This is a genomic window from Anaerolineales bacterium (assembly GCA_019637755.1).
Lineage (GTDB): Bacteria > Chloroflexota > Anaerolineae > Anaerolineales > UBA11579 > JAMCZK01.
Genome location: JAHBVC010000001.1, coordinates 368,810 through 391,993, shown reverse-complemented (window position 1 = coordinate 391,993; position 23,184 = coordinate 368,810). Strand labels below are relative to the sequence as shown.

Genomic DNA, 23,184 nt, shown 5'->3' with positions numbered 1-23,184 from the left:
TAACCAAGGACATAAAAGCAACATTGTGCGACACAAACATCCATATCAGAAGCAGAGACAGTTATTTAACAGACGTTATTTTTCCGATTCCTTAGTACTTTCCTTTGTGTTGGCTTGATCTTTCAGCTTGCCCAAAAGGGCCTCGGAAATTTTGGTTAGGTTTTCTATAGTCTGTTCGTCGCCCTCACCGTTTTCTAAAAGTCTTTTTAAAGTGTCCCCAACCCGTCTTTTACTAAATCCGAAACCGTATTTTTCTCGATATGATTCTTCGTATAATTTTGTTCTCTTTTTGTTGCCATCACTCGGTTGATCTACTGGTTGTGAGGGATAAGTGTCCTGTACCGCACGATGATAAAAGTCAGGGCTGATCACGTCCTCCAATTCAAAATCCGCTCCATTTTTTTGCGTAATAACTTCCTCCAGCGGGACGACGTAATCCTTATCAAAACCCAGTTTCTTGAGTTCTCCCCTTATAGTTCTGCCTGAATCATCGGCGTCTAAAAATACAACAAAGGGCAATCCACTTCGATCAAAGAATTGCGCTATGAATATATCTTTACTTTCCGCAACGTTACCGTTTATTAAAACCCTGTTTTCCAGATCTTTGTGTTTAAGAGAGAAAATAGCCTCCAAGATAGGTTTGTCGGCCGCGCCTTCAACCAAGATGTTGTACTCATTAAATACCAAGCTGGCAATTATGCTTGTGCCAATTGCCGACCTCACAGGCTCAAGTAAATCAAAATCTTCACCCGGCTTTGGAGTAATTGCGGAAATTTTTGTTCCTTCATTATTCCGCTTCAGTGCGACCACTCTTACCTGAGAAAGATTGAACGGGTTTATAAGAGCGGGTGAGTGGGTTACGTACATTACTTGGCTGTCAGATGCAATTTTCTCCTCCAAAAACCGCTTGATATCCCGTTGTCCGTCTACGTGTAGTTCAAGCGCGGGGTTATCAAGAAGGAAGATTACTTTTCCCGTTCTGCCTACATCAGTCAGCATCGCACTGTAAAAAGACAAATACCATTGAAATCCTTCACTACGTGCTGTAGGTGGTATCCGTGGTTCATAAGTTCCATCACTGATTGAAACGGAGAGTTTACTGTTTGCAATGTCAAAATGAACTTGGTAGGTCTCCTGAGTCCAAAATTCATTTAACCCACCGGAAATGGCACTCTTATGGAAGTCTTCGTAAGAATGCACGTCCGCTGTATCGGTGGATTTAGCCAGTGTTGCAATAGTTTGTAAAGATAAACCGGCAGCTCTACAAAGATTGTGCATTCCTGCCGATACCTTATTAGGGTCAGCAATGAAGCTCTCAATGTCGACTTCGTCCGGAATATGATGAATAGTTGCTTGATGAAAAATAAAACTCGGAATAAGCTTTCTTATCCTTTCGGCAGGATCAACAAGAAGCTTTTCTTTAATTGCATTCACTATGGCCTTGATTCCAGTTAGTTCGCCATTGATTTCCTGTTGAAGGGTTTCGTCCTGCCCGGGCAATCCTTTTAGTGCTGTCGAGAAGGTTTCGTACGTGTCCTCAAGTTTATTGACATCCTCGAATCGGGAATTTACAAAGGCTTGTATTGCCTTTTGAAAGCGATCTTTGGCACCGGCAAATTCTGCCAGCCTCTCTGACTGAGCAATTAACTTGGCTTCAAGCGCCGTACCCTTACTTTTTAACTCGGTAACGTGAGATGTAACATCGGGCTTTATTAACTGGATAGGGATAACTTCGCCCTTGGTGTTTACCCACGAAAAAATGTAATTATTTCCGAAGTGTTTTGCGATTCTGACGTACTCTATGCCTTCAAGATCGCCTTCAATCGATTTCAGATCATCTTGGTCAAGGCCGAATGTCAAAACGATTATAGGAATCGACTTTGCATCTTGGTTTGCTAATTGCGGCCGAAGATGATTGGGTAGGTCGCTCGCTTTGTATGAGTATGCCGTGTTAAAGCTTTCTAGCGCCTTCAAGAAAGTTGTTTTGCCCTGCTCGTTTTTCCCGATTAGAACAGTAACCCTATCCTCCACTTCGATAGGATCGCTATCAACGATCGAGCGGAAATTCGTTATGTGAGCTTTTGCTAGCTTCATTTGCCCTCTATTTTACATCCCTAAGTGATTTTAATACTTAATGACCTCACTTGCTTGTCAGATCGGCAAGCGAGAGAGGCACAAGCGAGGAGACTTGACAAAGCTATGAAGGTCAATTGTATATGTAACAACGAAAAAAATATATTCTGTAGAGATAAATAAGCCAACTAAGCTTTTGGAATTTGGCTCGTGTCCAACACGATAATTGTTTAACTTGGAGACAGATCGGAATACTGACTTCGAGTTGTGTTTATCTCTGTGTCTAGTAAAATCACTGCCATGTCAAGGAAATTTTATAGACGGCTCGAAAAGGACAGCGGAATAAGAAAAAGAATTTTGTATGCACAAAACTACCTTAAGAGTGCATCTTTAGTAAAAACCTTGGTTGCACAGTCATCAATTGGGAGAGAAGATACTGTTTATGAAATCGGGCCTGGAAATGGCATTATCACGGCTGAGTTGGCAAAAATTGCTCGGAAGGTAATAGCCATTGAATTGGACGAGAACTTAGTAAAAAGGTTGACCAATCAATTTACTGGCTCGACCAATATTGAGATCGTCCAAGGAAATTTCATAGATTTTCAAATTCCCGATGAGAAATACAAGGTTTTCGCAAATCTACCATTCAATATAACTGCAGAAACGGTGAGAAAGCTTCTTTATGCTAGGAATCCTCCAATAGATGCATACCTAATACTCCAGAAAGAAGCGGCCGGCAAGTTTTCCGGAAGTCCAAGGGAAAGCGAATTTTCGGTTCTTGCCAAACCGTGGTTTTCTTTGCAAGAATTATGGAGTTTCAAGAAATCTGACTTTGTGCCGGCGCCAGCGGTTGATGTTGTGTTGCTGCACATTCGCAGAAGAGAAATATCCTTGATCAAAAATGAAGAGGCAAAACAATATACAAGGTTTGTAAAGTTTGGTTTCGGAGCTTGGAAAAAGGATTTAAAGACTGCGTTTAAGTCGGTTTTCACTTACGAGCAATGGAAGCGATTATCAAGGGATAATCGATTCAACATAGATGCAAAGCCGACGGACTTAATATTCGATCAATGGCTGGCCATTTATCAGTTCTTCTCTGTGGGCGTATCTGCAGCCAAGAAATCGAATATTGCGTAACCCGCGCTTGAGTGTCAAATGGTTTCCGAGAGACTTTTTATAATTCTTTTCTGCATTAGGTAAAAAATCACTAAGACCGGAAGAGCGGCAAGCGTAAAGGCGCTGAAAGCCCGGTTGTACTGAATCGAGCTGAAAGAGATAACCATTGAATACACGCCCAAGGGGAGTGGATAGGCTTCACTGTTGCCCGATACAAACGTAAGAGAAAATAGATACTCATTCCAAACATTGATCACATTAATGATAACTACCGCAACCAGTGCAGGGCTTAGCGTGGGCAACAATATTTTCCAAAAAAACCGCGCAAATGATGCGCCATCTAATCGGGCTGCTTCCTCAAGATCAATAGGCAATTGCGAAATAAATGTGTGCAGTATATAGATTGAAACGGGAAGGCCGAAACCAACGTAAGGGAAAAATAAGGCGATTAACTTGTTGAGAAGCCCCAAATCCCGCAACATTGAATAAAGAGGTATTAGAGTGACGTGTGGGGGAATCATCAAACCAGCAAGAAAAACATAAAGCAATATCTTCGCCCCTGGTACTCTAAGCCTTGCCAACGCAAATGCCGCCATCGCGGCTGCGATGGTCAAAAAACCAACGCTAATAATTGTAATAATTAGCGAATTCGAGAAGTATGTCTTAAATGCTGGCACCTCTAAAACTGATCTGAAAGCATCAAACGACGGGTTGACCGGAAGAGCCCAGATATTGTTTACAAGTTCACTATTTGATTTAAACGAAGAATAGACCATCCAAATCAATGGAAAGCCGAAGAAAATGCCAAGAATTAATAAAATTCCATATTGAAACAACAGAACCGGTCGAACTGGACGAATTCTTTTCAAACTTTACCCGTTGAACCTTCAATACTACGTCGCCGAATTTTTATAATACCTAAAACTGAGCCAGTAAAAATAGCGACGATAAAGAACTGTGTAAAAGCCAACGATGTGGAGTAACCCCAATCTCGGAGATGAAATGCCATCTTAAACATATACGTTGTTAAAACTTCGCTAGAATTATAAGGGCCACCTTCTGTCATCACCCATATTAAATCAAAGATCAGGAATGAACTAATTATTCCTAATGTTGCCGCCGTTAACATCGTGGGTCTTATCAATGGCAAGGTAATATTTCTGTGTAATTGCCACCCCGTTGCTCCATCCATTTCTGCAGCTTCGTATATTTCTCGCGATATAGCCTGGATCGACCCGATAAAAATAATAATGTAGAAACCAATATCTCGCCAAATTCCTGCAACAATAATCCAAAGTAATACTCGCTGATCATCGCCTAGCCAATTTTGCACTAGCCCATTTAAACCAAATTCCCTAAGTAAGGAATTTGCCAAACCAAAGCCAGGATTGTATATCCATTGCCACAACAGTCCAACGATCACACCAGATAAGACGATAGGAGATAAATAAATTGTGCGGAAGAATGCCAACCCCTTCATCTTTCCTGTAAGAAGAATCGCCAGAGATATTCCAAGGGGAATTTGGATAAACAACGAAAATAACAAAACGACCCCATTATTTTTTAGGGCATTCCAAAAAATTGGATCGCCAATCATCCGTTCGTAGTTATGAAACCCCACAAAATTGACCGGAGTGCCAAGTCCATCCCAGGCAAAAAGACTGTACCGAGCCGATTGGATTATTGGCCATAAAACGAATACAGCAAAAATCGATGCGGCCGGTAGGAGGAATAAAGCTCCAGTTGCTTTAGCTTCCGACCGAATCCGGGGGCGCGGCATTGAATGGTTCAAAGGAACACCAACACAATCTGGTCAACGAAACTTAAGTAAAAAAACGGATTTCCCCTGGCGATTCTATTCGGTGCAAAACGAATTAGTTGCCTTCGTTCAAGCCCTCGGCAGCTTCTTGCATATCTAGTGCGGCTTGTTCAGGCGTTGTGGCTTGCCCGTAAATTTGTTGGGTTACATTGTTGTAAGCATTAGCGAGTTCTGGCGCGAGGTCAGTTCCGTAAAAGAGATGGAGATTGTTCGCAGAGGACAGCATCGCTAAAATACTTAGCATAATTGGATCATCGGAAAAAATCTCATCATAACCAGCAGCCGCAGGAATTAGTCCTGCCCCGGCTAAATCTCTGGCAAACTGCTCGCTGCCGAGCATTTCAATAAGCGCGGCCTCTGTTTCCGGCGGGGCAGTTGCGGAAATCGCCATAGCCTGCCCGGTTCCTCCTAATAGATCCGTGGGGTTTCCTTCTCCTCCTTCAAAGGCTGGAAAAGGAAATACTCCAAGACTGGAGTTGGCAAACTCGGGATCAGTATCCCTGTAAAAGAAAAGCATCCAATTACCCTGAAGCTGCATGGCCGCCTGGTCGGTGGCTACCATCAGGCCCGCGTCATGAGAGTTGCTTCCGTTAATACCGTCCTCAAAGCATCCACCTTCAACAGCTTCGCTTATCTTCTGCCACGCCTGTATGAACGTGTCATTGTTATAGGTTCCGCCATTGGCTTGATTATATGTGGCATCCACATAAGCCTCCTGGCCACCGATTCTATTTACTAAGTAGTCCATGTAAAAAACGCCCGGCCAACGTTCAATATTTCCTATCGCTGCTGGAACTATTCCGGCTTCTCTAAAAGTGTGACACACACTAATAAACTCGTCCCAGGTGGTAGGGATCTGCACATTGTGCTGAGCGAAAAGGTCTTTGTTGTAGAAAAAGAGAGCAAATGCTAGATCGACTGGCACAGAATAGTGCTTTCCATCGAATGTACTTGGACCCAAGGCTGCGGGTCTAAAGACATTTCCGGCCTCTCCGCCAAGTGCTTGGATTTCACGAACTACACCTGCTTCAACTAAGGTGTTCAGTACTCCTCCTCCCCAGTCTTGAAAAATATCAGGTGTTTCTCCCGCGGCAATTGCGACTTGGAGCTGTGTTTTAAAACTTTCGCTCTCAATGTAACTTACGTCAATTTGAACATCAGAATGGTTGGCGTTATATGTTTCGACGGCATTGGAAAAGGCGTCGTGGGTTGCATCGGCTTCAATAGCTATGCTCCACATGGTTATATGAATAGGTTCGGAATTACTAGCGCTTGTTGCAGGTGAGCAACCTGAAATAGCGATGATTAGGAAGATAAGCAATAATGAAGATAATCGATTTGCTTTTTTCATGATTTTATGTCCCTGTCCTATTTTGAAGGATCAAACCCCACAAAGTCCAGATTCAACCATTTGAGTGTTCGGATTATATCAGCTTCTCTCAAGGGAAAGATTTTTGATCCGAGAAACGCGCTCTTTCCTAGCTCTAAATGTTGGGTGCAGATTTGGTGCAATTGGTGTGGAAATCTTGGAAACTGCGTACTCTGTGGAAGCTTTTTACCCGTAAATTCGCTTTATACTGCTCCTTTCGGTGGCTTGCCCAGGACTCATAAGCCCTTGGTCGTGAGTTCGAATCTCACTCTCGCCACTACGCTTTTTTCGGTGGTTTGAAAAAAGCCAATACAACTGAGTGTTCGGTTGTGAAGGTGCCTTGTTCACCGCTTCAGCTTGCAGGCGGGGGTCGGCGAACAAAAAAAACAGAAAGTCCTGGTCGAGAGGCTGGGGCTTTTTGTTTTGTGCCCCAATCTCTTTCCTACTCCGGGATGTACTCCCAGATTGAGCCAGGCTGAACCCCGAAGTGCTTGCACAATTTAGCCATTGTGTTCGCTTCAACGCGGGTGGGTGCCTGGCGGCCTTCGAACTCAGCCCATGCTGCGGCTGTTTCGAAAACAAGCTGAGCGCCCCACATCAGTTCAATGTGGGTCTCACCTCGTTTTGCCAAGAGTTCGGGGACGCGGTTGATGATCTTTCCAACCATCACGTCCTCCTCGGCAGCTAGTACAGCTCTCAAACTCATGCAGACAATGTAATCGACAAAAGCCAGACTGTCAAGTCGGATTATAAATCCAACTTGACACCAATTCTATCTGGGTTTATAACTTGGAATAACAGACTAAGTTTTAGTGACAGGGAGAAGCCATGACAGCAGAAATCAATGACGATTATCGGATCCAGTTGGTCGTGTTTGAGCGCAAAGCTCCGCACTTACCCTGGGAGTACACGGCGGCTTACAAAGCCGACACTCAGGAGCAATGCGACGCGAGCGAGCTGACCATCCGCCGCACATTCATGGCCTTACACAAGGATGATGGCGTTGAGTGGGCGGTGCTGGGGATGGATGAGAGGCTGGTTTTCAGCCTCATGTTCAAGAGACCGGCCCCGACCTTCAAAAACATCGAAGATGTGCGTGGCGCCCTGGCGCTGCGTTTTCCTGAGGCGGACGATGCAGCGAACGAAGATACTCCGCGCTGCATTTGTGGCCGCATGCTGGCCGTGATTGGCGAGCGCACCATCTGCACCGGCTGCGGCACAGAAGGCAGATTGGCTAATGCAATCAAAAACACTCGCGAAATGGAGATGGTAGCGTGAACGAAAGTAAGGATCTGGTTTTGCAAAGTAGCGTCTTTCTGGGCAGCGTGCAGTTGGCATCGCCCCGCGACGTGGTGATTACTGCTACAGAGGTGGCGCGAGAACTTGCCAAAATCATCGAGGACAAGAACTTATTTGTCCCGATGAAGAACGGAAAGTACGTGAAGGTTGAGGGCTGGGCGACGCTTGGATCAATGCTTGGCATCACGCCGAAGGAACGCTCCGTAGAGACTGTGGTTGAAGGGGAGGGGCCGGACCGGGTGCACCAGTTTGAGGCCTATATCGACCTTGTGCGTAACTCTGACGGCGTTGTGATTGGCGGAGCGTCTGCTATCTGTCGCACAGATGAGGTGCTGAATCGCAAAAGCGGCGGCTCTTACAAGCGTTGGGGTGGGATGGACCTGAACGCACCTCGCTCAATGGCCATCACTCGGGCAACCAGCAAGGCGCTGCGTATTGCCTTGGCATGGATCATGGTGCTTGGTGGTTACAAGCCCACACCGGCCGAGGAGATGGAGGGCGTGATCGATGCGGAGTACTCCGAATCCCCGGCGAATACGCAATCTGATCAATCTCCAGCCACGACTACGGTTCAAGGTGCGCCAATTGACTCCAAAGACTGGACGACTTATTACAAATACGCTGATGCTTTGATGGATCATGTTAGCTCGGTAAAGATCGCCCAGGAGTATGGCGATGGTCAAACTAACGCCATCAAAGCATTTGAGTATGTGAAGGCTAAATTCGGATGAGCGACCTCCAGGACGTCAGGAAGATTGATGTGAAGCATTTTCTGTTCTCTGGCCGCCGACCAACATTCTTTTTGGCTGGATTTGAATGCTTCATCAGGCGCGCAGGCACTAAAGGCGCATACGAAGGCTTGGCCCGCAACATGGCTACTGGCGTTGGCCTGCAAACTGATCGCATCTTTGGCGACGGCGCTAAAGCCCTTGCCAACAGAGAAATTGAAGGCTGCCATTCGCAATCAAACCTCTACTATGGAAGGAAGTGCAATATGAGTGACAAAAAGTTGCTGGCTTATCACGGTGACCCAGCCGTGAAAACGAAGTACCTCGACCGGGTAAAAGCCCACCAGTTGGCTGACGAGATCATCCAGGGCAAATACTGGGAGAACGGTAAGGGCTGTGCAGTGGGGTGCACCATCCACGGCAGCAAACATAAGCGCTACGAAACCGAGCTCGGCATTCCAGAGTGGCTGGCCTATCTGGAGGATGGCATTTTCGAGGGCTTGCCTAATGCGAAGGCTAAAGAGTTCCCGCTGCGCTTCCTAGAAGCAATTCCTGTTGGCGCAGACTTGGAGGGTGTTTACTACAAGTTCTGCCATTGGCTGTTGGTGGATCCGGAGCACGGCGTGCTACGCTTGATGCCGCGTGAGAGCGAGCCTGAAGTGCATGACGTGATCTTGCGTGTAGCCACGTTGCACGAACGGGCCATCGCGGGCGATATGCCTGAGGAAGGTGATTGGGCCGCCGCCTGGGACGCCGCCAGGGCCGCCGCCAGGGCCGCCGCCTGGGACGCCGCCAGGGCCGCCGCCAGGGCCGCCGCCAGGGCCGCCGCCAGGGCCGCCGCCAGGGCCGCCGCCAGGGACGCGCAAGCTGAGAAACTTTTGGAGTTGCTGTCTGCCGCCCCTGTGCCTTTGCAGGCAGTGGCTTAGCCTCGCCTCTCTTCTGTATTTCAAAAGCCGCCTCGATTGGGGCGGCTTTTTGATTGGATGGTCTCCGTGGCGTCTTTTGAAATCAAGCACACCAGGTAGCGGATGAGTTTCATCCGCTACCTGGTGGAACAAACGGCCCGACTTTGGTTCAACCTATACTTGCTGCGGTCTCTTTTTTGGGTGGCCGGCCGTCATGTTTTGTTGTATCTGGACTTGAAAGTTGGCATATTGGGATTCGGTCGCCGGCTGGGGTCAAAGAGCAAGAGCGGGTCTGGTGCAGCGCTGGCGCGGGGTAGGTGCTTGCGCAGCTGGCTGAGATTGCGGCCAGATGTGTAGCGTGCTACGGTGGGGCGGTCCTTGAGCCGCAAGCCCATCTGAATCAGCAGCTCATTGGCGCCATTCTCCAGCAGGTTGTTCCCACAGGAGTGGCGGAAGCGGTGGGGCGAGCCACGCTCCAGGCCTGCGCCTTCGGTGAACGCATAGAAGATGCCCCGCAGCCCATGCCGAGTGAGTGGGCGGCCGCAGTAGCCACCCCACAGCGCAATGAAAACGTTCTTCACGCGGGCATCGGTCACATACTGTTCACGCAGCGAAAGCCAATCTAGTAAGTACTGAGCTGTTTCGCGGGTGAATATGGCCGTCTCGTAGCGTTGGCCTTTCACCAGCACCACCAGCGAGAGATCTGAGAAGTTGACGTCATCAATCTCCAGCCTGCAGATCTCCGAGACGCGCAGGCCGGTGGTGTAGGCGAGCGAGACAATCGCTTTATTGCGAATCTCTACTGAAGTGTCGCCGAAGCTGTCCAGCAGGCGCTCAATTTCCTCGTCTTTGTAAAAAGGCCGCGGTTTTACGGGAGCCTTGCGGACGCGGATGCGGGTGATGGGATGAGTGATTTCGGGGTAGGCCCATTTGTAGAAGGCCTTGATGGTTCCTGCAAAGTTGTACTTGCTGGCTTGGGACCAGTAGCCCTTGGGGTGCTCCATCTCAAGGAACTCCGCCACATGTTCCTGGTCAAGCTGGTCAAGCGGGAAGCCGCAGGCCTCCACCCAGCTAAACCAATAGCCCAGGTTGGTGCGATACAGCACCTTCGTGGCATCGGTGTATTTGCTCTCCATCAGAAACCTTGTCACCTTGCGGGCGTTTTGGTCATTCATTACAGACCTCCGGTGGCCGCGAGGGCAGTAGTGGCCTGGCCAACGAAGAAAGCCAGGTCGCGGGGTGACCGCTGTGGGTCCTGAAAGTACGAAAGGCAGAGCGCCAAGTCGATGGCCGCTGGCGGGGCACCGAGCTGGTCCATCTGGTCGATGATGCGCTGGGTCAGTTGGGTGGCCATGTGCTGATGAAACTTAGCTGGTGGCTGAAGCAACTTATCGGGGTGGGGCATGGTAAACTATCCTCCTTCTCTGCAGCGAATGGCTTCCTGGCTAACGCGCTTCAGAGGTAGCGCCGCCCGGCTTTGCCGGGCGGTTTGTGTTTTTAGAGGGGGACTTTTGCGCTCCCCCAGGCCCAGACTCTAGCAGAACATGAGTTCTAAATCTAGGCCCTGTCAAGGTGTTAGTTGGTTTCCACAGGATTGGTCCAGTGGTACTCGTTGTTGCTGCCGTATTTGCCCTCTGCTGCATCCAGGCATTCTTCGGGTGAGCTACCCGTGATCGTGTCCACCAAGGGCCAATTGTCTGTGCCGTCAATTACCTGGTAAACATCAAGCTTGTATTCGCGCTGTTCCATTTTTCCTCCTGCGCCCCGATGGCCGGCGCCCGCATTGTGCTTAGTTTAAAGTGATTTCATCCGATTTGGTAGATCTGGTATTATGGTGACGGAAGTCGGGCGGGGCTACGAACCCCGCCCGACCCGCCAGTCTTACCGAAGTGCGCCCAGCAGGCTCAATCCAATAAGCACCAGCGTTCCCACGAACACCGCTTCACCGAGCAAGGCGAAGAAAAGAAATCGCGAGCGGCGATACTTCCTTCGCTGCGCTTGGAACTTGCGCACGCGTCGGCTCTTGCGGTACTTCTGTGTTTCCGTCATGGCTATTTACCTCCTTTCCGTGTATTTGCCTGAGTAAACTGTATCTCAGACATGCACTAATTATATCTATAAATAGTATCTTGTCAAGTACCAATTATTTTGATATGCTATAGCTATGTTGAACGACTACCTCACTACGGCAGAAGCGGCCGAGGTAAAAAAGGTTACGGTTGCCTACATTGCGCGCCTGATACGGCAGAAGCGCCTCAAGGCCCAGAAGAAGGGCGGTGTCTACTTCATCCTCCGTGAGGATTTGGATCGTATCGCGCCGCCAGCTCGACCAAGGGGGCGGCCGTGGCCAAAGAAAAGCTAAGCTCTCTGGCCGTCCTGGCGGCATACCCCCACGAGCTGATGCATCATCTGGCGGCTCGCACGATGCGCCTGCCTTCGCGTATCGTGGCTGGAGCGACCGAGGTTGATCTTGAGACCGACGTACAGGAGCTCATCATCGCTCTAGCGCCGCTGGTCGGCACGATGGTGTTGGTGGCCATCGGTAGTTATTTGATGCGTGCCATGCCCGGTGCTACGCCCCTGACCTGGAGCCTATTCTGCCTGGTGTCAGCCGGCTGGATCCTCGGCTGCGCTCACGATGTGGCCCAGGCCGCCGCAACACTGCGGCGCATGTTGGCTTGACACCGCGCACCTGACCGTATAGCATTACGACAACTTAATACAGCGCACCACCTTACAGCGCGAGAAAGAAAACTCGGCGGGGTGATGTGCACATCTGATGGCTATGGCTTTCAGTTGTGCACGTCACCCCGCCGTTTTGTTTTCCCTATAGGTGTGCGCAACCAACAGGAGAAATTCGCATGGAACAACTCTTCACGTCCTTCCTCGCTCTCGCCGGTGTGGCTGCCCTGGTCGCCGTGCTGGTAAACATCGGCAAACTGGTCGGCTGGGTACCTGATGGCGCTGCGCCCACGGCCGCCCTGCTGCTCAACCTGGGTGCGTTTGTGGTATTCGCCGGGCTCAAGATCTATGCCCCTGATGTCGACGTTGCCGGCCTGGATGCCGGCGCTCAGCAAATTGCTACCATCCTGGTGCAGGTGCTGGCCTTCGTGGCTCAGCTGGGCGTGTCTCGTGCCGCCAATGCGGCGGTGCGCGGCGTGCCGGTGATCGGTTACTCGCACTCCCAGGCCTAATATCTCATGGCCTGGCTAGTGGATAACTGGCAGGTGCTCGTTGGGCTGGCAGGCTCCCTGTTGGGGACAGGGGGCCTGCTGGCTTTGTTGCGCTATCGTCGCATCGAAGAGCCTCAGGCCGAGAGCGAGTTGCGCGCAAAGGAAGCCGAGAATTACCAGCGCATGCTAGAAACCCAGGCAAAGCAAGGCACCCTCATAGGTGAGCTCAGCGCCAAGCTGGATGATGAGCGCGAGAAACGCAGGGAGCTTGAGGATCGCCTTGATGAGCTGGAAAACAAGCTGGCAATCAAGGACCGCACCATCTCGATCTTTTCCCGGGGCGTAGCCAAACTGCACAAACAGATCCGTGACCTGGGCCACGAGCCGGTCTGGTCGTACGAGGGCTGATAGCTGCATGTTATGGGCAATTCCGGCAAGCGAGAAAGCAACAAGGCTCTCCGCGCTTTTGAGGATTATTTCAACTTGGGGCCCGGCCGTAGCTTGGCAAAACTGGTGCGAATGTATGGCGAAGCTAAGGCGGGTGCGCCGACACGCCACAAGTCCACGCTCGAGAAGTGGTCCTCGGATTTCCGCTGGCAAGAGCGCGTGCGCGAGCGGGAAGCCGAGATTGCTGCCGCCCAGCTGGAGGCCATCAAACAAACAGCACCAATCACCGGCTATGCCATTTATCAAAAACGGATTGCCGACTTGAATCAGCTTGCTGAAACTCTGAAGGCAGAGGTCATGGACCCCAATCGCCGGTGGACTACCGACTCCCACTGGGAGGGTGGCGTCAATTCCGGCGAACTCGTGGAGACCCATGAGTTCAACGCGCCTTTGGTGACGCAGTATCGCGGGGTCTTGGGTGATATAGCGGCGGAAATGGGCGAGCGCAAGGCAGCCCCTGAGCCGCCGGTGCCGACTTCGCCGGTGGCGGCCGGCCTGCCGGCGCACATGCTGGCCCCCAGCTTCCTGGCGCCCTACCGTGACATTCGCGCCGCCGGGCACACAGAGTATGTTTTCAACGGCGGCCGCGGCTCGACCAAGTCGAGCGCAGTAAGCATGTTTGGCCTCGAGCTGTTATTGGCCAATCCTGATATGCATTGGCTGGCTGTGCGCCAGTTCGCCAACACACTGCGGGATAGCGTGTACAGCCAGATCCAGTGGGCGATCGGCGAGATGGGCCTGGAAGATCGTTTTCGCCAGGTGCGCAGCCCGCTAGAGATGGAGTACCTGCCCACCGGGCAGAAGATCTACTTCCGCGGCGCAGACGAGCCGAAGAAGATCAAGTCCATCAAGCCGCCCTTTGGCTACATCGGCATCTTGTGGCTTGAGGAGCTTGACCAGTTCAAGGGCGAGGATGCGGTGCGCAACATCGAGCAGTCTGCGATCCGCGGCGGTGACCTCGCCTACAAGTTCAAGACGTACAACCCGCCACGCAGCGCCAACAATTGGGTGAACAAATGGGTAGCGGTCCCGGATCCGCAACGCCTGCTGCATAAGAGCTCGTATCTAGATGTGCCGCCCGAATGGCTCGGGCGCGCCTTTATCGATATGGCCGAGCACCTCAAAGAGGTCAACCCCAAAGCCTACGAGCACGAATACCTGGGTGAAGTAAACGGCACCGGCGGCATGGTGTTCGAGAACGTTGTGCTCGAACCTATCACCGATGAGCAGATTGCTCAATTTGACCGCCCGCTGCAAGGTATGGACTGGGGCTGGTTCCCGGATCCGCTGCACTTCGCCAAGATGCACTATGACGCGGCGCGCATGACCCTGTACATCTATGGTGAGTATCGAGCCAACAAAACGAAGAACCGCCAAGCGTTTGATGATCTGATTTCCAAGGGCTTGCTATCCCTCGATCACCTCTTGATTGCTGATAGCGCCAGCCCTAAGGATATTGCCGACTTCCGCTCCTTTGGAGCAAATATCCGCGGCGCTGAGAAGGGCCCCGATAGCGTGAGCTACGGGATGAAATGGCTGCAGAGCCTAGCGAAGATCGTAATTGACAACGAGCGCTGCCCGCACACCGCAGACGAATTCATGAATTACGAACTTGAGCGGGACAAGGACGGCGATTTTATTTCTGCCTACCCGGACAAGAAAAATCACAGCATTGACTCTACGCGTTATGCAACAAATCTTCACTGGCGTCGGGGTGGTGAGTAGTGATGTTCGAGCGCATATTGGGCTGGGCTAAAGGAGTGTGGAACAAGATGATTGGTAAATCAGATATCAAGCGGCTGCTTGGGGTTGAGGTTGACATCTCCTCGGCGATGATGACGGCGCTGGCTGAATGGGCCAAGATGTACGAGAACCGCGCCGAGTGGCTCAGCAAAACGGTGCGCTCCCTCAACCTGCCGGCAGCCGTGGCCGGCGCGTTTGCGACATCGGTAACCCTCGAAATGGAAGTGGAGGTGACCGGCGCATCTGGCGGCAGTGGAGCGCGCGCCGAGTTCCTACACGAGCAGTTGCAGCGTATCCTGCCCAGCCTACGCGAACAGGTCGAATACGGCGTGGCCAAGGGTGGCCTGATCATGAAGCCGTGGGTGGATGGGGACCAGCTGGCGGTGGACTTCTCCCAGGCTGATCAATTCATCCCCGTCGCCTTCGACAGCCGCAAGCGGCCCTCGAAGTGCATCTTCGTCTACAAGCTTCGGCAAGGGGATTATTACTACACCCGCCTCGAGTTCCATGAGTTCCTCGGCTACGTCCAGGACGGCGCTCGGGCCGAAGGCTCGTACCGCATCCGCAACAAGGTTCTGCGCAGCACCTCAGATGCAGATCTCGGCTCCGTGGTTCCTCTGTCTTCGGTGCCCGAGTGGGCCGATCTCAGCGAGGAGGAGAGCTACCTGGGCGTCCGGCAGCCGCTGTTCGGCTACTTCCGCTTCCCGCAGGCCAACAACATCGAGCCCGGATCGCCATTGGGCGTGAGCGCTTACGCCCGCGCCGTAGACCTTATCAAGCAGGCCGACATCCAGTGGTCGCAGCTGCTCTGGGAATTCAAGAGCGGCTCTCGGCGGCTAACTGTGGATGAGCAGGCGCTCCCCAAGGACCCCAAAACTGGGAAGTTTGTTGTGGAGGATGTTGAGCTGTATCGAGTTCTGCGCAGCACGAACAATGTGGGCGCGGCCGGGAAGCTGTTTGAGGACTGGTCTCCGACCTTTCGCGAGCAGGCCATCATCAACGGTTTGGAAGCCATCCTCAAGCGCATTGAGTTCAACTGCGGCATGGCCCGCGGCATGCTGAGCGATCCTCAGCAGGTCGACAAGACGGCCACCGAAGTGCTATCCAGCAAGCAGCAGTACGCCGCCACCGTGGTCGATATCCAAAAGGCGCTCGAGACGGCCATCCGTGACCTGCTGTATGCGATGGATGCATGGACGAGCATCTTCAAATTGGCCCCCAAGGGGGGCTACGAAGCCACTTTCACCTTTGATGACAGCCTGGTCACCGATCGCCAGCAGCAGTTCGCCCAGGACACCCAGATGGTGAACATGCGGGCAATGGGGCCGGTGGAGTTACGTATGCGCACCTACGGCGAGAGCGAGGCCGTGGCCAAGCAGAAGGTGGCCGAGGCGCAAGCTAGCCAGACAACCGAGCTATTCCCAGAGGAGGAGTAATGGAAAAGCGTTTTGTGTTCAAGAGAATATCGGTCTTCTTGGGGGATGTGGCTGCGGCTCTATTGATGCTCATTGCCACTGTATGGCTGATCTATGCGCTGGAGTGGTCTGCGCTGAAGCTGGCAGCTTTGCTGCGAGGAGCCTGGTAATGAAATTCACCGAATTCATCCCCAACCACGAAGACACCTACCCGCGCCCGGCGCGCAAAAGCCTGGCGCTCGGCTGGGGCTTCTGGGTGGCGGTAGCCGTGGCCGCGGGTGCCATCGTCTTGGCGGCCATGCGCACGGCCCATAGCTTCTACACCGCCGCCATCCTCTCCGCCCAGGTATACGGTATGGAGAGTGCGATCGCAACGCAGGTGATGGGTCTGGCCGAGGCCGTGGCGGCGATGCTGGCCATCGAGGGCGGCCTGGTCTACGCCGCGGTGAAGCGCGCCCAGCAAGAGGGCAAGGTAAAGCCCCGCTTGATCGCAACTAATATCGCTCTCTTGGTAGCCATCTCCGTGGTGGCCGGCCTGGGCCAGTCGCTGGGTCTGGTGATCGGATTGCCGGCTGAGTGGCTGGAGGGCTTCAGCTGGCTGATGGCGCTCATCCTGGGCGCCGGCGCTTCAATCGTGGCCTGGCTCTCCGGCGAGATGCTGGGCGTTGAACTGCTGAAATTTGAGCAGGCCCGGGCGGCAGCCGAAAAGGCTCATCAGTCTGCGCTGACCAAGTGGACGAACGAGGCTCGGGCGGCTTGGCAGCAGGCGAGGCAGGAGCAGCGCGAGCTTGCCAGTCAGCCTCAACCGGCAGAGGAACCCGCGCCGCCGACCAGTAAATTTGACCAAGACAAACAGCGCGTTTTTGAGTACGTCACGCAATTCTCACTTAATCGGCGGCGCATACCCACCACCGGTGAGATCAGTGCGGCGCTTGGCCTGCCCGGCAAGTATGTTGCCCAGATCTTTGAAGTCCTGAAGCGCGAGCACCGGGTGCAGCAGGCGTGAAGCCCGCGTTCTTTTTCAAGCCTCATCAGCACAAGGGCAAAGCGTATCTTGAAGCTTTGCTTGCTGCGGGGTATTGCAAAACTCGCAACCTTGAGAAGGCTCAGTTCGTATTTTTGGATTTTCTCTACGCTGGGCTATTCTCCGGGCTAAATGGCAACGGCATGCTGCGCAAAGAGGCTGCCTATGCTGTAGAGCACGGCAAGCCGGTCTTTTTGTACCCGCACTTCTGCTCGCCCTGGCTGCCGCACGACCTTGAGGTAGAGCCGCTGGCCGCCGCTGCATTCTTTTGCCACTCAGCCGGCTATGCCAAGGTGCTCGAGATGATTGGTTATCCAACGCCAACGGAGGTGGTCGGATGGTCGTACAGCGACGTGCGCCCGTTTGCGCCGTTCGTCGGCCACAAGCCGCGGGTGCTGTTTGCGCCCCTGCATCCTGTGGGCGGCACGCTACCCCAGGTGGAGCGTGAGATCAATGAGCATGTGTTCCGTACATTAGTTGCCCTTCGCACAGCCGGGGCGCTGGCCAAGCTCACCGTACGCTTTTACGGCAGCCTGGCAACCAACGGCCTGCACAGGCATAGCGACGTGAATTACCAGGAGGCCCTGCTCACCGGGCGCACCGATGACATGGAGCGAGCCGACGTGGTGGTCTCAGCCGGCACTTATGCCCACATGGCGGTAGCGCTGGGCAAGCCAACGGTGATGATGGGCCAGGATATCCGTCCGCACAACACTCCCCGCGGCGGTGGCCAGATGGCCTGGGTGCGCAACTGGGAGCTGTATCGTGATTTTGCCCGCTTCCCACACTCGATCGAGATGAGTACAGGCAGCAGCGTTGCTGCAGAAACGATCAAGCGCGCCTGTGAGGGCACCGCTTCTGTCGAAGACTGGAAGGCCAACCATATTGGCCATCAATTCAACCCGCAGCACTTTATCTCACGCTTGGAGGCGTACCTATGAGTAATCAACAAGCCGGACTCTTCACCCCTCCGCATGCACAGCTCATTGACGATACCTTCGGTCGCCATATCGGCGTAAAGGAGACGGACGCCCGGCGGTTGGCCTGGTTGGCTAGCCAAGTGCCTGAGAACGGCATCATTGTTGAGGTTGGCAGCTTCTGGGGGCGCAGTGCTGGCTATATGGCCTCAGCCATGCATCGAAGCGTTCAACTCTTCTGCGTAGACAAGTGGCCCAACCTGGTAGACCTGGAAAAATTCAAACGCAACATATCCAGCCTCGCACTCGGGCATTTCAACGTACAGACCATGCGAGGCGAGAGCGTGGAAATGTCCAAGAAATGGAGTGGTCGACCCATCGACCTGCTGTACATTGACGCTACGCATACGTACGCGATGGTGCAGGCGGATTATCTTGCTTGGGCACCGTTCGTGAGGCCGGGCGGGCTGATAGCGTTCCATGACTACGGGGCACGCACCTGGCCCGCGGTGAAGCGCTTCGTAGACGAAGTGGCAAGTTTGGAGTTTCAGCAGTTGGGCATTCATCAGCATGTATGGAGTGGGGTGAAGCGATGAAGCTGTCCGTCATTTTCCCCTACACCAAGGCTTATGGCGATTTCGCAACACCATACACCGAAAGCATTCACAAGCACGAGCCTGCTGTTCAGGTGGTGGGAGTGAACACCGAGGGTGAGCCAGATTATCGCTACACCCAGGCGCTCAACCAGGGCGCCAGGCAGGCAGCCGGTGACTGGCTCATGTTCACCAATGACGACATCCTTTGCCAGGGTGAATTTGTAGAGTTGGTGAGCGGCCTCGATCCCAACAATATCTATGGCATGGAACTGCGCCACAAGACCAAAGAGGAGTGGGGTGCAGATGTTGAGTACCTCTATGGTTGGATCCTGCTAATGCACCGCCAGTTGTACGATGGTGTTGGCCCCTTCGAGGAGCAGTACCTGCACGCCGGCTTCGATGATATCGATTATTGCTGGCGCGCCAAGCAGGCCGGCTTCGGCCTGGAAGTGATCGACTTGCCTTTCGTCCACTTGGCCGACCAGCCCGGCGGTGAGCATCGCCGTTATACGGTGCCTGGCTACCGCGAGCAGATGGCCCGCAGTAAGCGTTTCTTCTTGGCCAAAGTGAACCTCGCTGCCCGAGGTTATACCAAAGATCAAAGCTCGGCCCTGCTTATGGCTATAGTCCCGTACATCGACAATCATGTCTTGTTTGAGCAAAGCCTGTATGACCAAGTACAAGGCGCGAAACCGCTAGAACTCTCTAGCCAGTAAACGAGATGTTGACGCCCGGCCAGTTCGACGTTTCTGCAGATGCCATCCTCAAGCTCTATCACGAGTTTGAGGATGCTGTGCTGCAGGATATTGCTCGCCGGCTGGCTGGGCTCAACTTTGCCTCGGCCGCCTGGCAGGTGCAGCGGCTTAACGAAACCGGAGCGCTGTACGAGGACATTCTGCGCGAGCTGGCCAGGCTGACTGGGCAATCCGAGCGCCAAGTAGCTGAGATCCTGCGTCAGGCGGGCGTGCAGGCGGTACGCTTTGACGATGGCATTTACAGGGCGGCCGGGCTGGACCCGCTGCCGCTCAATCTCTCGCCGCAGATGGCCTCTGTGCTCTCGATTGCCATCCAGCGCACCAATGGCAGCATGCGCAACCTCACGCAGACCACCGTGCTGACGGCTCAGCAAGCCTTTGTGCAGGCGGCCGACATGGCTTTCCTGCAGGTGAGCAGCGGTGCCATGAGCTACGACCAGGCTATCCGGGCGGCCGTGGGCAACGTGGGTGCCAGCGGGCTGGAGGTGATGTATCCATCTGGTCGCCGAGACAAGCTGGATGTGGCGATGCGGCGCACCGTGCTGACGGGGGTAGGGCAGGCGGCCGGGCAGCTGCAGTGGGCGCGGGCTGATGAAATGGGCGTGGACCTGGTTCAGACCTCGGCGCATATTGGCGCCCGGCCAAGCCATCAGCTTTGGCAGGGGCGCATCTTCTCTCGATCGGGCACGCATCCGCTATACCCGCCCTTTGTGGCCGAGACTGGCTGGGGCACGGTGACCGGGCTGGGCGGCGCCAACTGCCGGCATAGCTGGTACCCGTTTTTTGAAGGGTTGTCTGAGAACGCCTACGATGAGGCAATGCGGGAGCACCTGGCTAACGAGAGTGTGGACTACCGCGGCCGCCAGCTGACGGCCTACGAGGCTACCCAGGTGCAGCGCGGCCTCGAGCGCAAGATCCGCGAGTGGAAGCGCCGGGCACTGACGCTGGAGGCCGCCGGGCTGGATGCGACCAGCGAAAGTGCCAAGGTGCGCCTTTGGCAGGCGCGGATGCGAGATTTCGTCGGACAGACCGGGCTTCGCCGGCAGCGCGTTCGGGAGCAGATATGAGCGACCGCATGCTTGCTGAGATCATCTGCCGGGCATTGCTGGCTATTGTGGCGGGGATTCGCAAGAAGTACAACCTGCCAGACATCAAGAATGTGACGGTCGTGCTGCAAACTGAGGTGGTATCACCGGATAAATACCAACAAAAAGAGAGCGGTTAAAAACGCTGCTCTTTTTTTGGTATCATCAAAGCTCGTAAGCGCGGGCCGGTTTGGGATATTGACCCGGCCAGAGCAGAGGCATACAAAAAGCGCCCAAGGCTAAAAGGTGGGCGACCAAGAAAGAGGGATATCAAAAAATGAAGAACAAACATGTTGGGAAACTTAGCATTCTAGTATTGGTTTTGGTATTTGCATCTTTAGCCTGCGGGGGAGGGTCAGAGGTGCAAGTAAATGCCCCTGTAAGCCAAGAAGATGCGGTAAATACTCAGGTAGCCGTCATCCTCGCCCAAGGCGGAGACGGTGAATCGAGTACTGCCGCTGCCGCAACAGAGCAGCCTGCTCTGGGTACAGCCCGAAGCAACCCTGCACCTGCCGGGTCAGAGATCATTGCTGATGGAATGGCATTTACGCTTACAGGGAGCGTACGCCCTGCCACACAGACAGTGATGAGCGCAAACCAGTTCAACTCAGCACCCGAGGCTGATGAAGAATATGTTTTGGTGTCTGTCAGCATTGCGTGTCAAAAGACAGTAGATGAAAAATGCTCCATCTTCTCTTCAAGCTTCAAGATGTTAGGGAGTAGTGGCATTACAAGCGAGCCCGAGATATTCGTGGCTGGTGTGCCAGGTCTATTAGACTTCAATACTGAGTTCTACGGCGGTGCATCGATTTCAGGGGCAATCCCATTCATTGTCAGCATTGCAGACACCGGGCTACTGCTTGTTTATGAACCCTTCTTGGGTGACAGTTTCTATCTTGCAACAGAATAAGGCTGATAAAGAGATCAAGAAGGCTTCCCTTTCTGGTTGACAACTTGCAGATTGCTCTGCTAGTATTGGGCCGGAAGCAAAAAACTAAATAGAAGTACAGCCCCGCTGAACCTCAGCCGCGCTTGTGACATGTCGAGAGACGTGCCGCAAGCGCGGCTTTTTTTGTTTCCAATTTCGCCAGCCTGGCAGGCGTAAAAGCAGCCAGCCATCGGGTGACGCCGACCACCTAAAACGGCTAGATGGATATCGGAGCGCTAGCTCCCAGGAGACACAGGAATGAAGAAGTCAGATCTTGAAAATCTGGGCTTGACCGAAGAGGCCATCAAGAAGGCCGGCCTGCCGGACAACCTGCAGGAAGAGCTGCTGAAGCTGAACGGCCAGGCGGTCGAGGCCCAGAAGGCCAAGACGGTGGCGGCCGAAGAGAAGGCAACTGCCTTGCAGACGCGGCTCGACGAAGCCGGCGAGACCATCAAGAGCTTTGAAGGCCTGAAGCCGGATGAGCTGAAAAAGTCGGTCGAGGAATGGAAGGCAAAAGCCAGTGAGGCCCAGGAAGCCGCGAAGAAGGTGGCCGCCGAGGCTGAATCCAAACTGAAGGCTCAGGCCTTTGACCATGCGCTGGATGGCGCCCTGACCGCGGCCAAGGTGAAGAACACCAAGGCTGCCAAGGCGCTGCTCAAGATCGATCTGCTGAAGCTGAACGATGAGGACGGCTCGATTGCCGGTCTCAGCGAGCAACTGGAGAAGATCAAAGAGACTGACGACTACCTGTTCTCTGACACTGACCCCGCCCCTCGCCAAACGGTGAAGGGTGGCAAAGCCGGCAACGCCACTGATGACGCTGTTGTGAGCGCTATGCGCGCTGGTGCCGGCCTGACCGAAACCAAAGGAGACTAAACGATGGCAAACAGCATCACCCTTGCCGAGAAGTTTTTGCCCATCTTAGATGAGATCTACAAGCGGGAATCCCTTACTGCTGATCTCGACGCGCTGACCAAGCCCGTTGACTTCGGCGGCGCAAACGAAGTCAAGATCTTCAAGACCAGCATGGTGGGCCTGGGTAACTATGGCCGCAATACCGGCTATCCGGTAGGCGATGTAACCGGTGCCTGGGAAACCATCCAGCTGACCAAGGAACGCGGCCGTGAGTTCAATGTCGACCGCATGGACAACGAAGAGACCCTGGGCATGGCCTTCGGCTCCTTGGCGGGCGAATTCATGCGCACCCAGGTAGTGCCCGAGGTTGACGCCACCCGCTTTGCGATTTGGGCGGATGGTGCCGGCCAGGAAGTTGACACTCCTGAAGTCTTGAACAAGGACACCGTTCTGGCAGCTATCGATGCTGCCAATGAGGCGTTGGACGCCGCCGAAGTCCCTCAGGAAGGTCGCCTGCTCTATGCGTCCGACAGTGTGTGGAACATGCTCAAGGGTGCGGTTACTCGCTCCCTGGGCAATGAGCAGGCCGCCGATCGCCGCCTCACGACCTTGGACGGGGTGCCCATCCGCATGGTGCCGCAGACCCGCTTCAAGACGGCGATCACGTTGAACCCGGGCTCCTCGTCCTCTGCGGGCGGCTTTGCCCCTGCGGTTGGCGCGCAGGATATCAACTTCCTTCTGTTGCATCGCACTGCCCGCGACCAGGCTACCAAGCTCGCCATTCCCAAAATCTTTGATCCTGACACCAATCAGGATATGGACGCATGGAAGTTCCAGTTCCGTCTCTATCACGATGCCTGGGTGTACGACAACAAGGCCACCGGCATCTACCTGCACATGAAACCGGGCGAGAGCGCCTAAGCGCTCCTGGATTACG

The 23,184-nt window shown here is 53.6% G+C and carries 30 protein-coding genes; 20 read left to right on the top strand and 10 right to left on the bottom strand.

What is annotated here, in order from left to right; translation table 11 throughout:
• Positions 1-75: 75 nt before the first annotated feature.
• Entirely contained in the window at positions 76-2,094 is a 2,019-nt protein-coding gene (locus tag KF821_02050) for an AAA family ATPase (protein MBX3004593.1), read from the bottom strand.
• 279 nt (positions 2,095-2,373) lie between these two features.
• On the opposite strand from KF821_02050, the gene erm reads away from it, so the two are divergent.
• Positions 2,374-3,210: a 23S ribosomal RNA methyltransferase Erm gene (gene erm / locus KF821_02045; GenBank protein ID MBX3004592.1), complete on the top strand. Its 837-nt coding sequence runs from the start codon at positions 2,374-2,376 to the stop codon at positions 3,208-3,210.
• A gap of 14 nt (positions 3,211-3,224) precedes the next feature.
• Here the strand turns inward: erm and KF821_02040 are convergent, their stop codons facing one another.
• The 4 genes from KF821_02040 to KF821_02025 form a co-directional block, all read right to left on the bottom strand.
• Positions 3,225-4,058, bottom strand: a complete 834-nt coding sequence (locus tag KF821_02040) for a carbohydrate ABC transporter permease (protein MBX3004591.1) — start codon at positions 4,056-4,058, stop codon at positions 3,225-3,227.
• Positions 4,055-4,969: a sugar ABC transporter permease gene (locus KF821_02035; GenBank protein MBX3004590.1), complete on the bottom strand. Its 915-nt coding sequence runs from the start codon at positions 4,967-4,969 to the stop codon at positions 4,055-4,057. The genes KF821_02040 and KF821_02035 overlap by 4 nt, the downstream gene beginning before the upstream one ends.
• A 94-nt stretch (positions 4,970-5,063) precedes the next feature.
• Positions 5,064-6,359, bottom strand: a complete 1,296-nt coding sequence (locus KF821_02030) for an extracellular solute-binding protein (protein ID MBX3004589.1) — start codon at positions 6,357-6,359, stop codon at positions 5,064-5,066.
• 460 nt (positions 6,360-6,819) lie between these two features.
• A complete protein-coding gene (locus KF821_02025) occupies positions 6,820-7,044 on the bottom strand; it encodes a helix-turn-helix transcriptional regulator (protein ID MBX3004588.1) in 225 nt (74 codons plus the stop codon).
• A gap of 161 nt (positions 7,045-7,205) precedes the next feature.
• Between KF821_02025 and KF821_02020 the strand changes: the two genes are divergently transcribed.
• Together KF821_02020 and KF821_02015 are read left to right on the top strand one after the other, a co-directional pair.
• Positions 7,206-7,655: a hypothetical protein gene (locus KF821_02020; protein MBX3004587.1), complete on the top strand. Its 450-nt coding sequence runs from the start codon at positions 7,206-7,208 to the stop codon at positions 7,653-7,655.
• Positions 7,652-8,407, top strand: coding sequence for a hypothetical protein (locus KF821_02015; protein MBX3004586.1), 756 nt, complete (start codon positions 7,652-7,654; stop codon positions 8,405-8,407). Before KF821_02020 ends, KF821_02015 begins: the two co-directional genes overlap by 4 nt.
• Here KF821_02015 and KF821_02010 read toward each other — a convergent pair.
• Positions 8,356-8,634: a hypothetical protein gene (locus tag KF821_02010; protein ID MBX3004585.1), complete on the bottom strand. Its 279-nt coding sequence runs from the start codon at positions 8,632-8,634 to the stop codon at positions 8,356-8,358. The genes KF821_02015 and KF821_02010 overlap by 52 nt on opposite strands.
• A 36-nt stretch (positions 8,635-8,670) precedes the next feature.
• On the opposite strand from KF821_02010, the gene KF821_02005 reads away from it, so the two are divergent.
• Positions 8,671-9,330 (top strand): hypothetical protein, encoded by a 660-nt coding sequence (locus KF821_02005; GenBank protein ID MBX3004584.1) that lies wholly within the window; start codon positions 8,671-8,673, stop codon positions 9,328-9,330.
• Positions 9,331-9,521: 191 nt separating this feature from the next.
• Here the strand turns inward: KF821_02005 and KF821_02000 are convergent, their stop codons facing one another.
• The 4 genes from KF821_02000 to KF821_01985 all read right to left on the bottom strand — a co-directional run bounded on the left by KF821_02000 (position 9,522) and on the right by KF821_01985 (position 11,358).
• Positions 9,522-10,484, bottom strand: a complete 963-nt coding sequence (locus KF821_02000) for a tyrosine-type recombinase/integrase (GenBank protein MBX3004583.1) — start codon at positions 10,482-10,484, stop codon at positions 9,522-9,524.
• Positions 10,484-10,663, bottom strand: coding sequence for a hypothetical protein (locus tag KF821_01995; protein ID MBX3004582.1), 180 nt, complete (start codon positions 10,661-10,663; stop codon positions 10,484-10,486). The genes KF821_02000 and KF821_01995 overlap by 1 nt, the downstream gene beginning before the upstream one ends.
• A 221-nt stretch (positions 10,664-10,884) precedes the next feature.
• Positions 10,885-11,058, bottom strand: a complete 174-nt coding sequence (locus KF821_01990; GenBank protein MBX3004581.1) for a hypothetical protein — start codon at positions 11,056-11,058, stop codon at positions 10,885-10,887.
• 132 nt (positions 11,059-11,190) lie between these two features.
• Positions 11,191-11,358: a hypothetical protein gene (locus KF821_01985; protein ID MBX3004580.1), complete on the bottom strand. Its 168-nt coding sequence runs from the start codon at positions 11,356-11,358 to the stop codon at positions 11,191-11,193.
• Between the two features lie 115 nt (positions 11,359-11,473).
• Between KF821_01985 and KF821_01980 the strand changes: the two genes are divergently transcribed.
• From KF821_01980 to KF821_01905, 16 genes are all read left to right on the top strand, one after another.
• A complete protein-coding gene (locus KF821_01980) occupies positions 11,474-11,671 on the top strand; it encodes a helix-turn-helix domain-containing protein (protein ID MBX3004579.1) in 198 nt (65 codons plus the stop codon).
• Positions 11,653-11,991 carry a hypothetical protein gene (locus KF821_01975; protein ID MBX3004578.1) on the top strand — a complete coding sequence of 113 codons (339 nt, stop codon included), beginning with the start codon at positions 11,653-11,655 and terminating at the stop codon, positions 11,989-11,991. The genes KF821_01980 and KF821_01975 overlap by 19 nt, the downstream gene beginning before the upstream one ends.
• 179 nt (positions 11,992-12,170) lie before the next feature.
• Positions 12,171-12,503, top strand: a complete 333-nt coding sequence (locus KF821_01970; GenBank protein MBX3004577.1) for a hypothetical protein — start codon at positions 12,171-12,173, stop codon at positions 12,501-12,503.
• Between the two features lie 6 nt (positions 12,504-12,509).
• Positions 12,510-12,890, top strand: a complete 381-nt coding sequence (locus KF821_01965; GenBank protein MBX3004576.1) for a hypothetical protein — start codon at positions 12,510-12,512, stop codon at positions 12,888-12,890.
• A 111-nt stretch (positions 12,891-13,001) separates the two neighbouring features.
• Positions 13,002-14,654 (top strand): PBSX family phage terminase large subunit, encoded by a 1,653-nt coding sequence (locus tag KF821_01960; protein MBX3004575.1) that lies wholly within the window; start codon positions 13,002-13,004, stop codon positions 14,652-14,654.
• 47 nt (positions 14,655-14,701) lie between these two features.
• Positions 14,702-16,108, top strand: coding sequence for a phage portal protein (locus KF821_01955; GenBank protein ID MBX3004574.1), 1,407 nt, complete (start codon positions 14,702-14,704; stop codon positions 16,106-16,108).
• Positions 16,108-16,257, top strand: a complete 150-nt coding sequence (locus KF821_01950) for a hypothetical protein (GenBank protein MBX3004573.1) — start codon at positions 16,108-16,110, stop codon at positions 16,255-16,257. Before KF821_01955 ends, KF821_01950 begins: the two co-directional genes overlap by 1 nt.
• A complete protein-coding gene (locus tag KF821_01945; GenBank protein MBX3004572.1) occupies positions 16,257-17,093 on the top strand; it encodes a hypothetical protein in 837 nt (278 codons plus the stop codon). Before KF821_01950 ends, KF821_01945 begins: the two co-directional genes overlap by 1 nt.
• Before the next feature lie 113 nt (positions 17,094-17,206).
• Positions 17,207-18,052: a hypothetical protein gene (locus KF821_01940; protein ID MBX3004571.1), complete on the top strand. Its 846-nt coding sequence runs from the start codon at positions 17,207-17,209 to the stop codon at positions 18,050-18,052.
• Positions 18,049-18,624, top strand: coding sequence for a class I SAM-dependent methyltransferase (locus KF821_01935; protein ID MBX3004570.1), 576 nt, complete (start codon positions 18,049-18,051; stop codon positions 18,622-18,624). The genes KF821_01940 and KF821_01935 overlap by 4 nt, the downstream gene beginning before the upstream one ends.
• Positions 18,621-19,340: a hypothetical protein gene (locus KF821_01930; GenBank protein MBX3004569.1), complete on the top strand. Its 720-nt coding sequence runs from the start codon at positions 18,621-18,623 to the stop codon at positions 19,338-19,340. The genes KF821_01935 and KF821_01930 overlap by 4 nt, the downstream gene beginning before the upstream one ends.
• 5 nt (positions 19,341-19,345) lie before the next feature.
• The gene (locus KF821_01925) at positions 19,346-20,446 is read left to right on the top strand and encodes a phage minor capsid protein (protein ID MBX3004568.1); all 1,101 of its coding nucleotides are present in this window, start codon (positions 19,346-19,348) and stop codon (positions 20,444-20,446) included.
• A complete protein-coding gene (locus KF821_01920) occupies positions 20,443-20,604 on the top strand; it encodes a hypothetical protein (protein ID MBX3004567.1) in 162 nt (53 codons plus the stop codon). The genes KF821_01925 and KF821_01920 overlap by 4 nt, the downstream gene beginning before the upstream one ends.
• 137 nt (positions 20,605-20,741) lie before the next feature.
• A complete protein-coding gene (locus tag KF821_01915) occupies positions 20,742-21,374 on the top strand; it encodes a hypothetical protein (GenBank protein ID MBX3004566.1) in 633 nt (210 codons plus the stop codon).
• A gap of 276 nt (positions 21,375-21,650) precedes the next feature.
• Positions 21,651-22,268 (top strand): phage scaffolding protein, encoded by a 618-nt coding sequence (locus KF821_01910; GenBank protein MBX3004565.1) that lies wholly within the window; start codon positions 21,651-21,653, stop codon positions 22,266-22,268.
• 36 nt (positions 22,269-22,304) lie between these two features.
• Positions 22,305-23,168 (top strand): hypothetical protein, encoded by an 864-nt coding sequence (locus KF821_01905; GenBank protein ID MBX3004564.1) that lies wholly within the window; start codon positions 22,305-22,307, stop codon positions 23,166-23,168.
• The last annotated feature ends 16 nt before the right edge of the window (positions 23,169-23,184 follow it).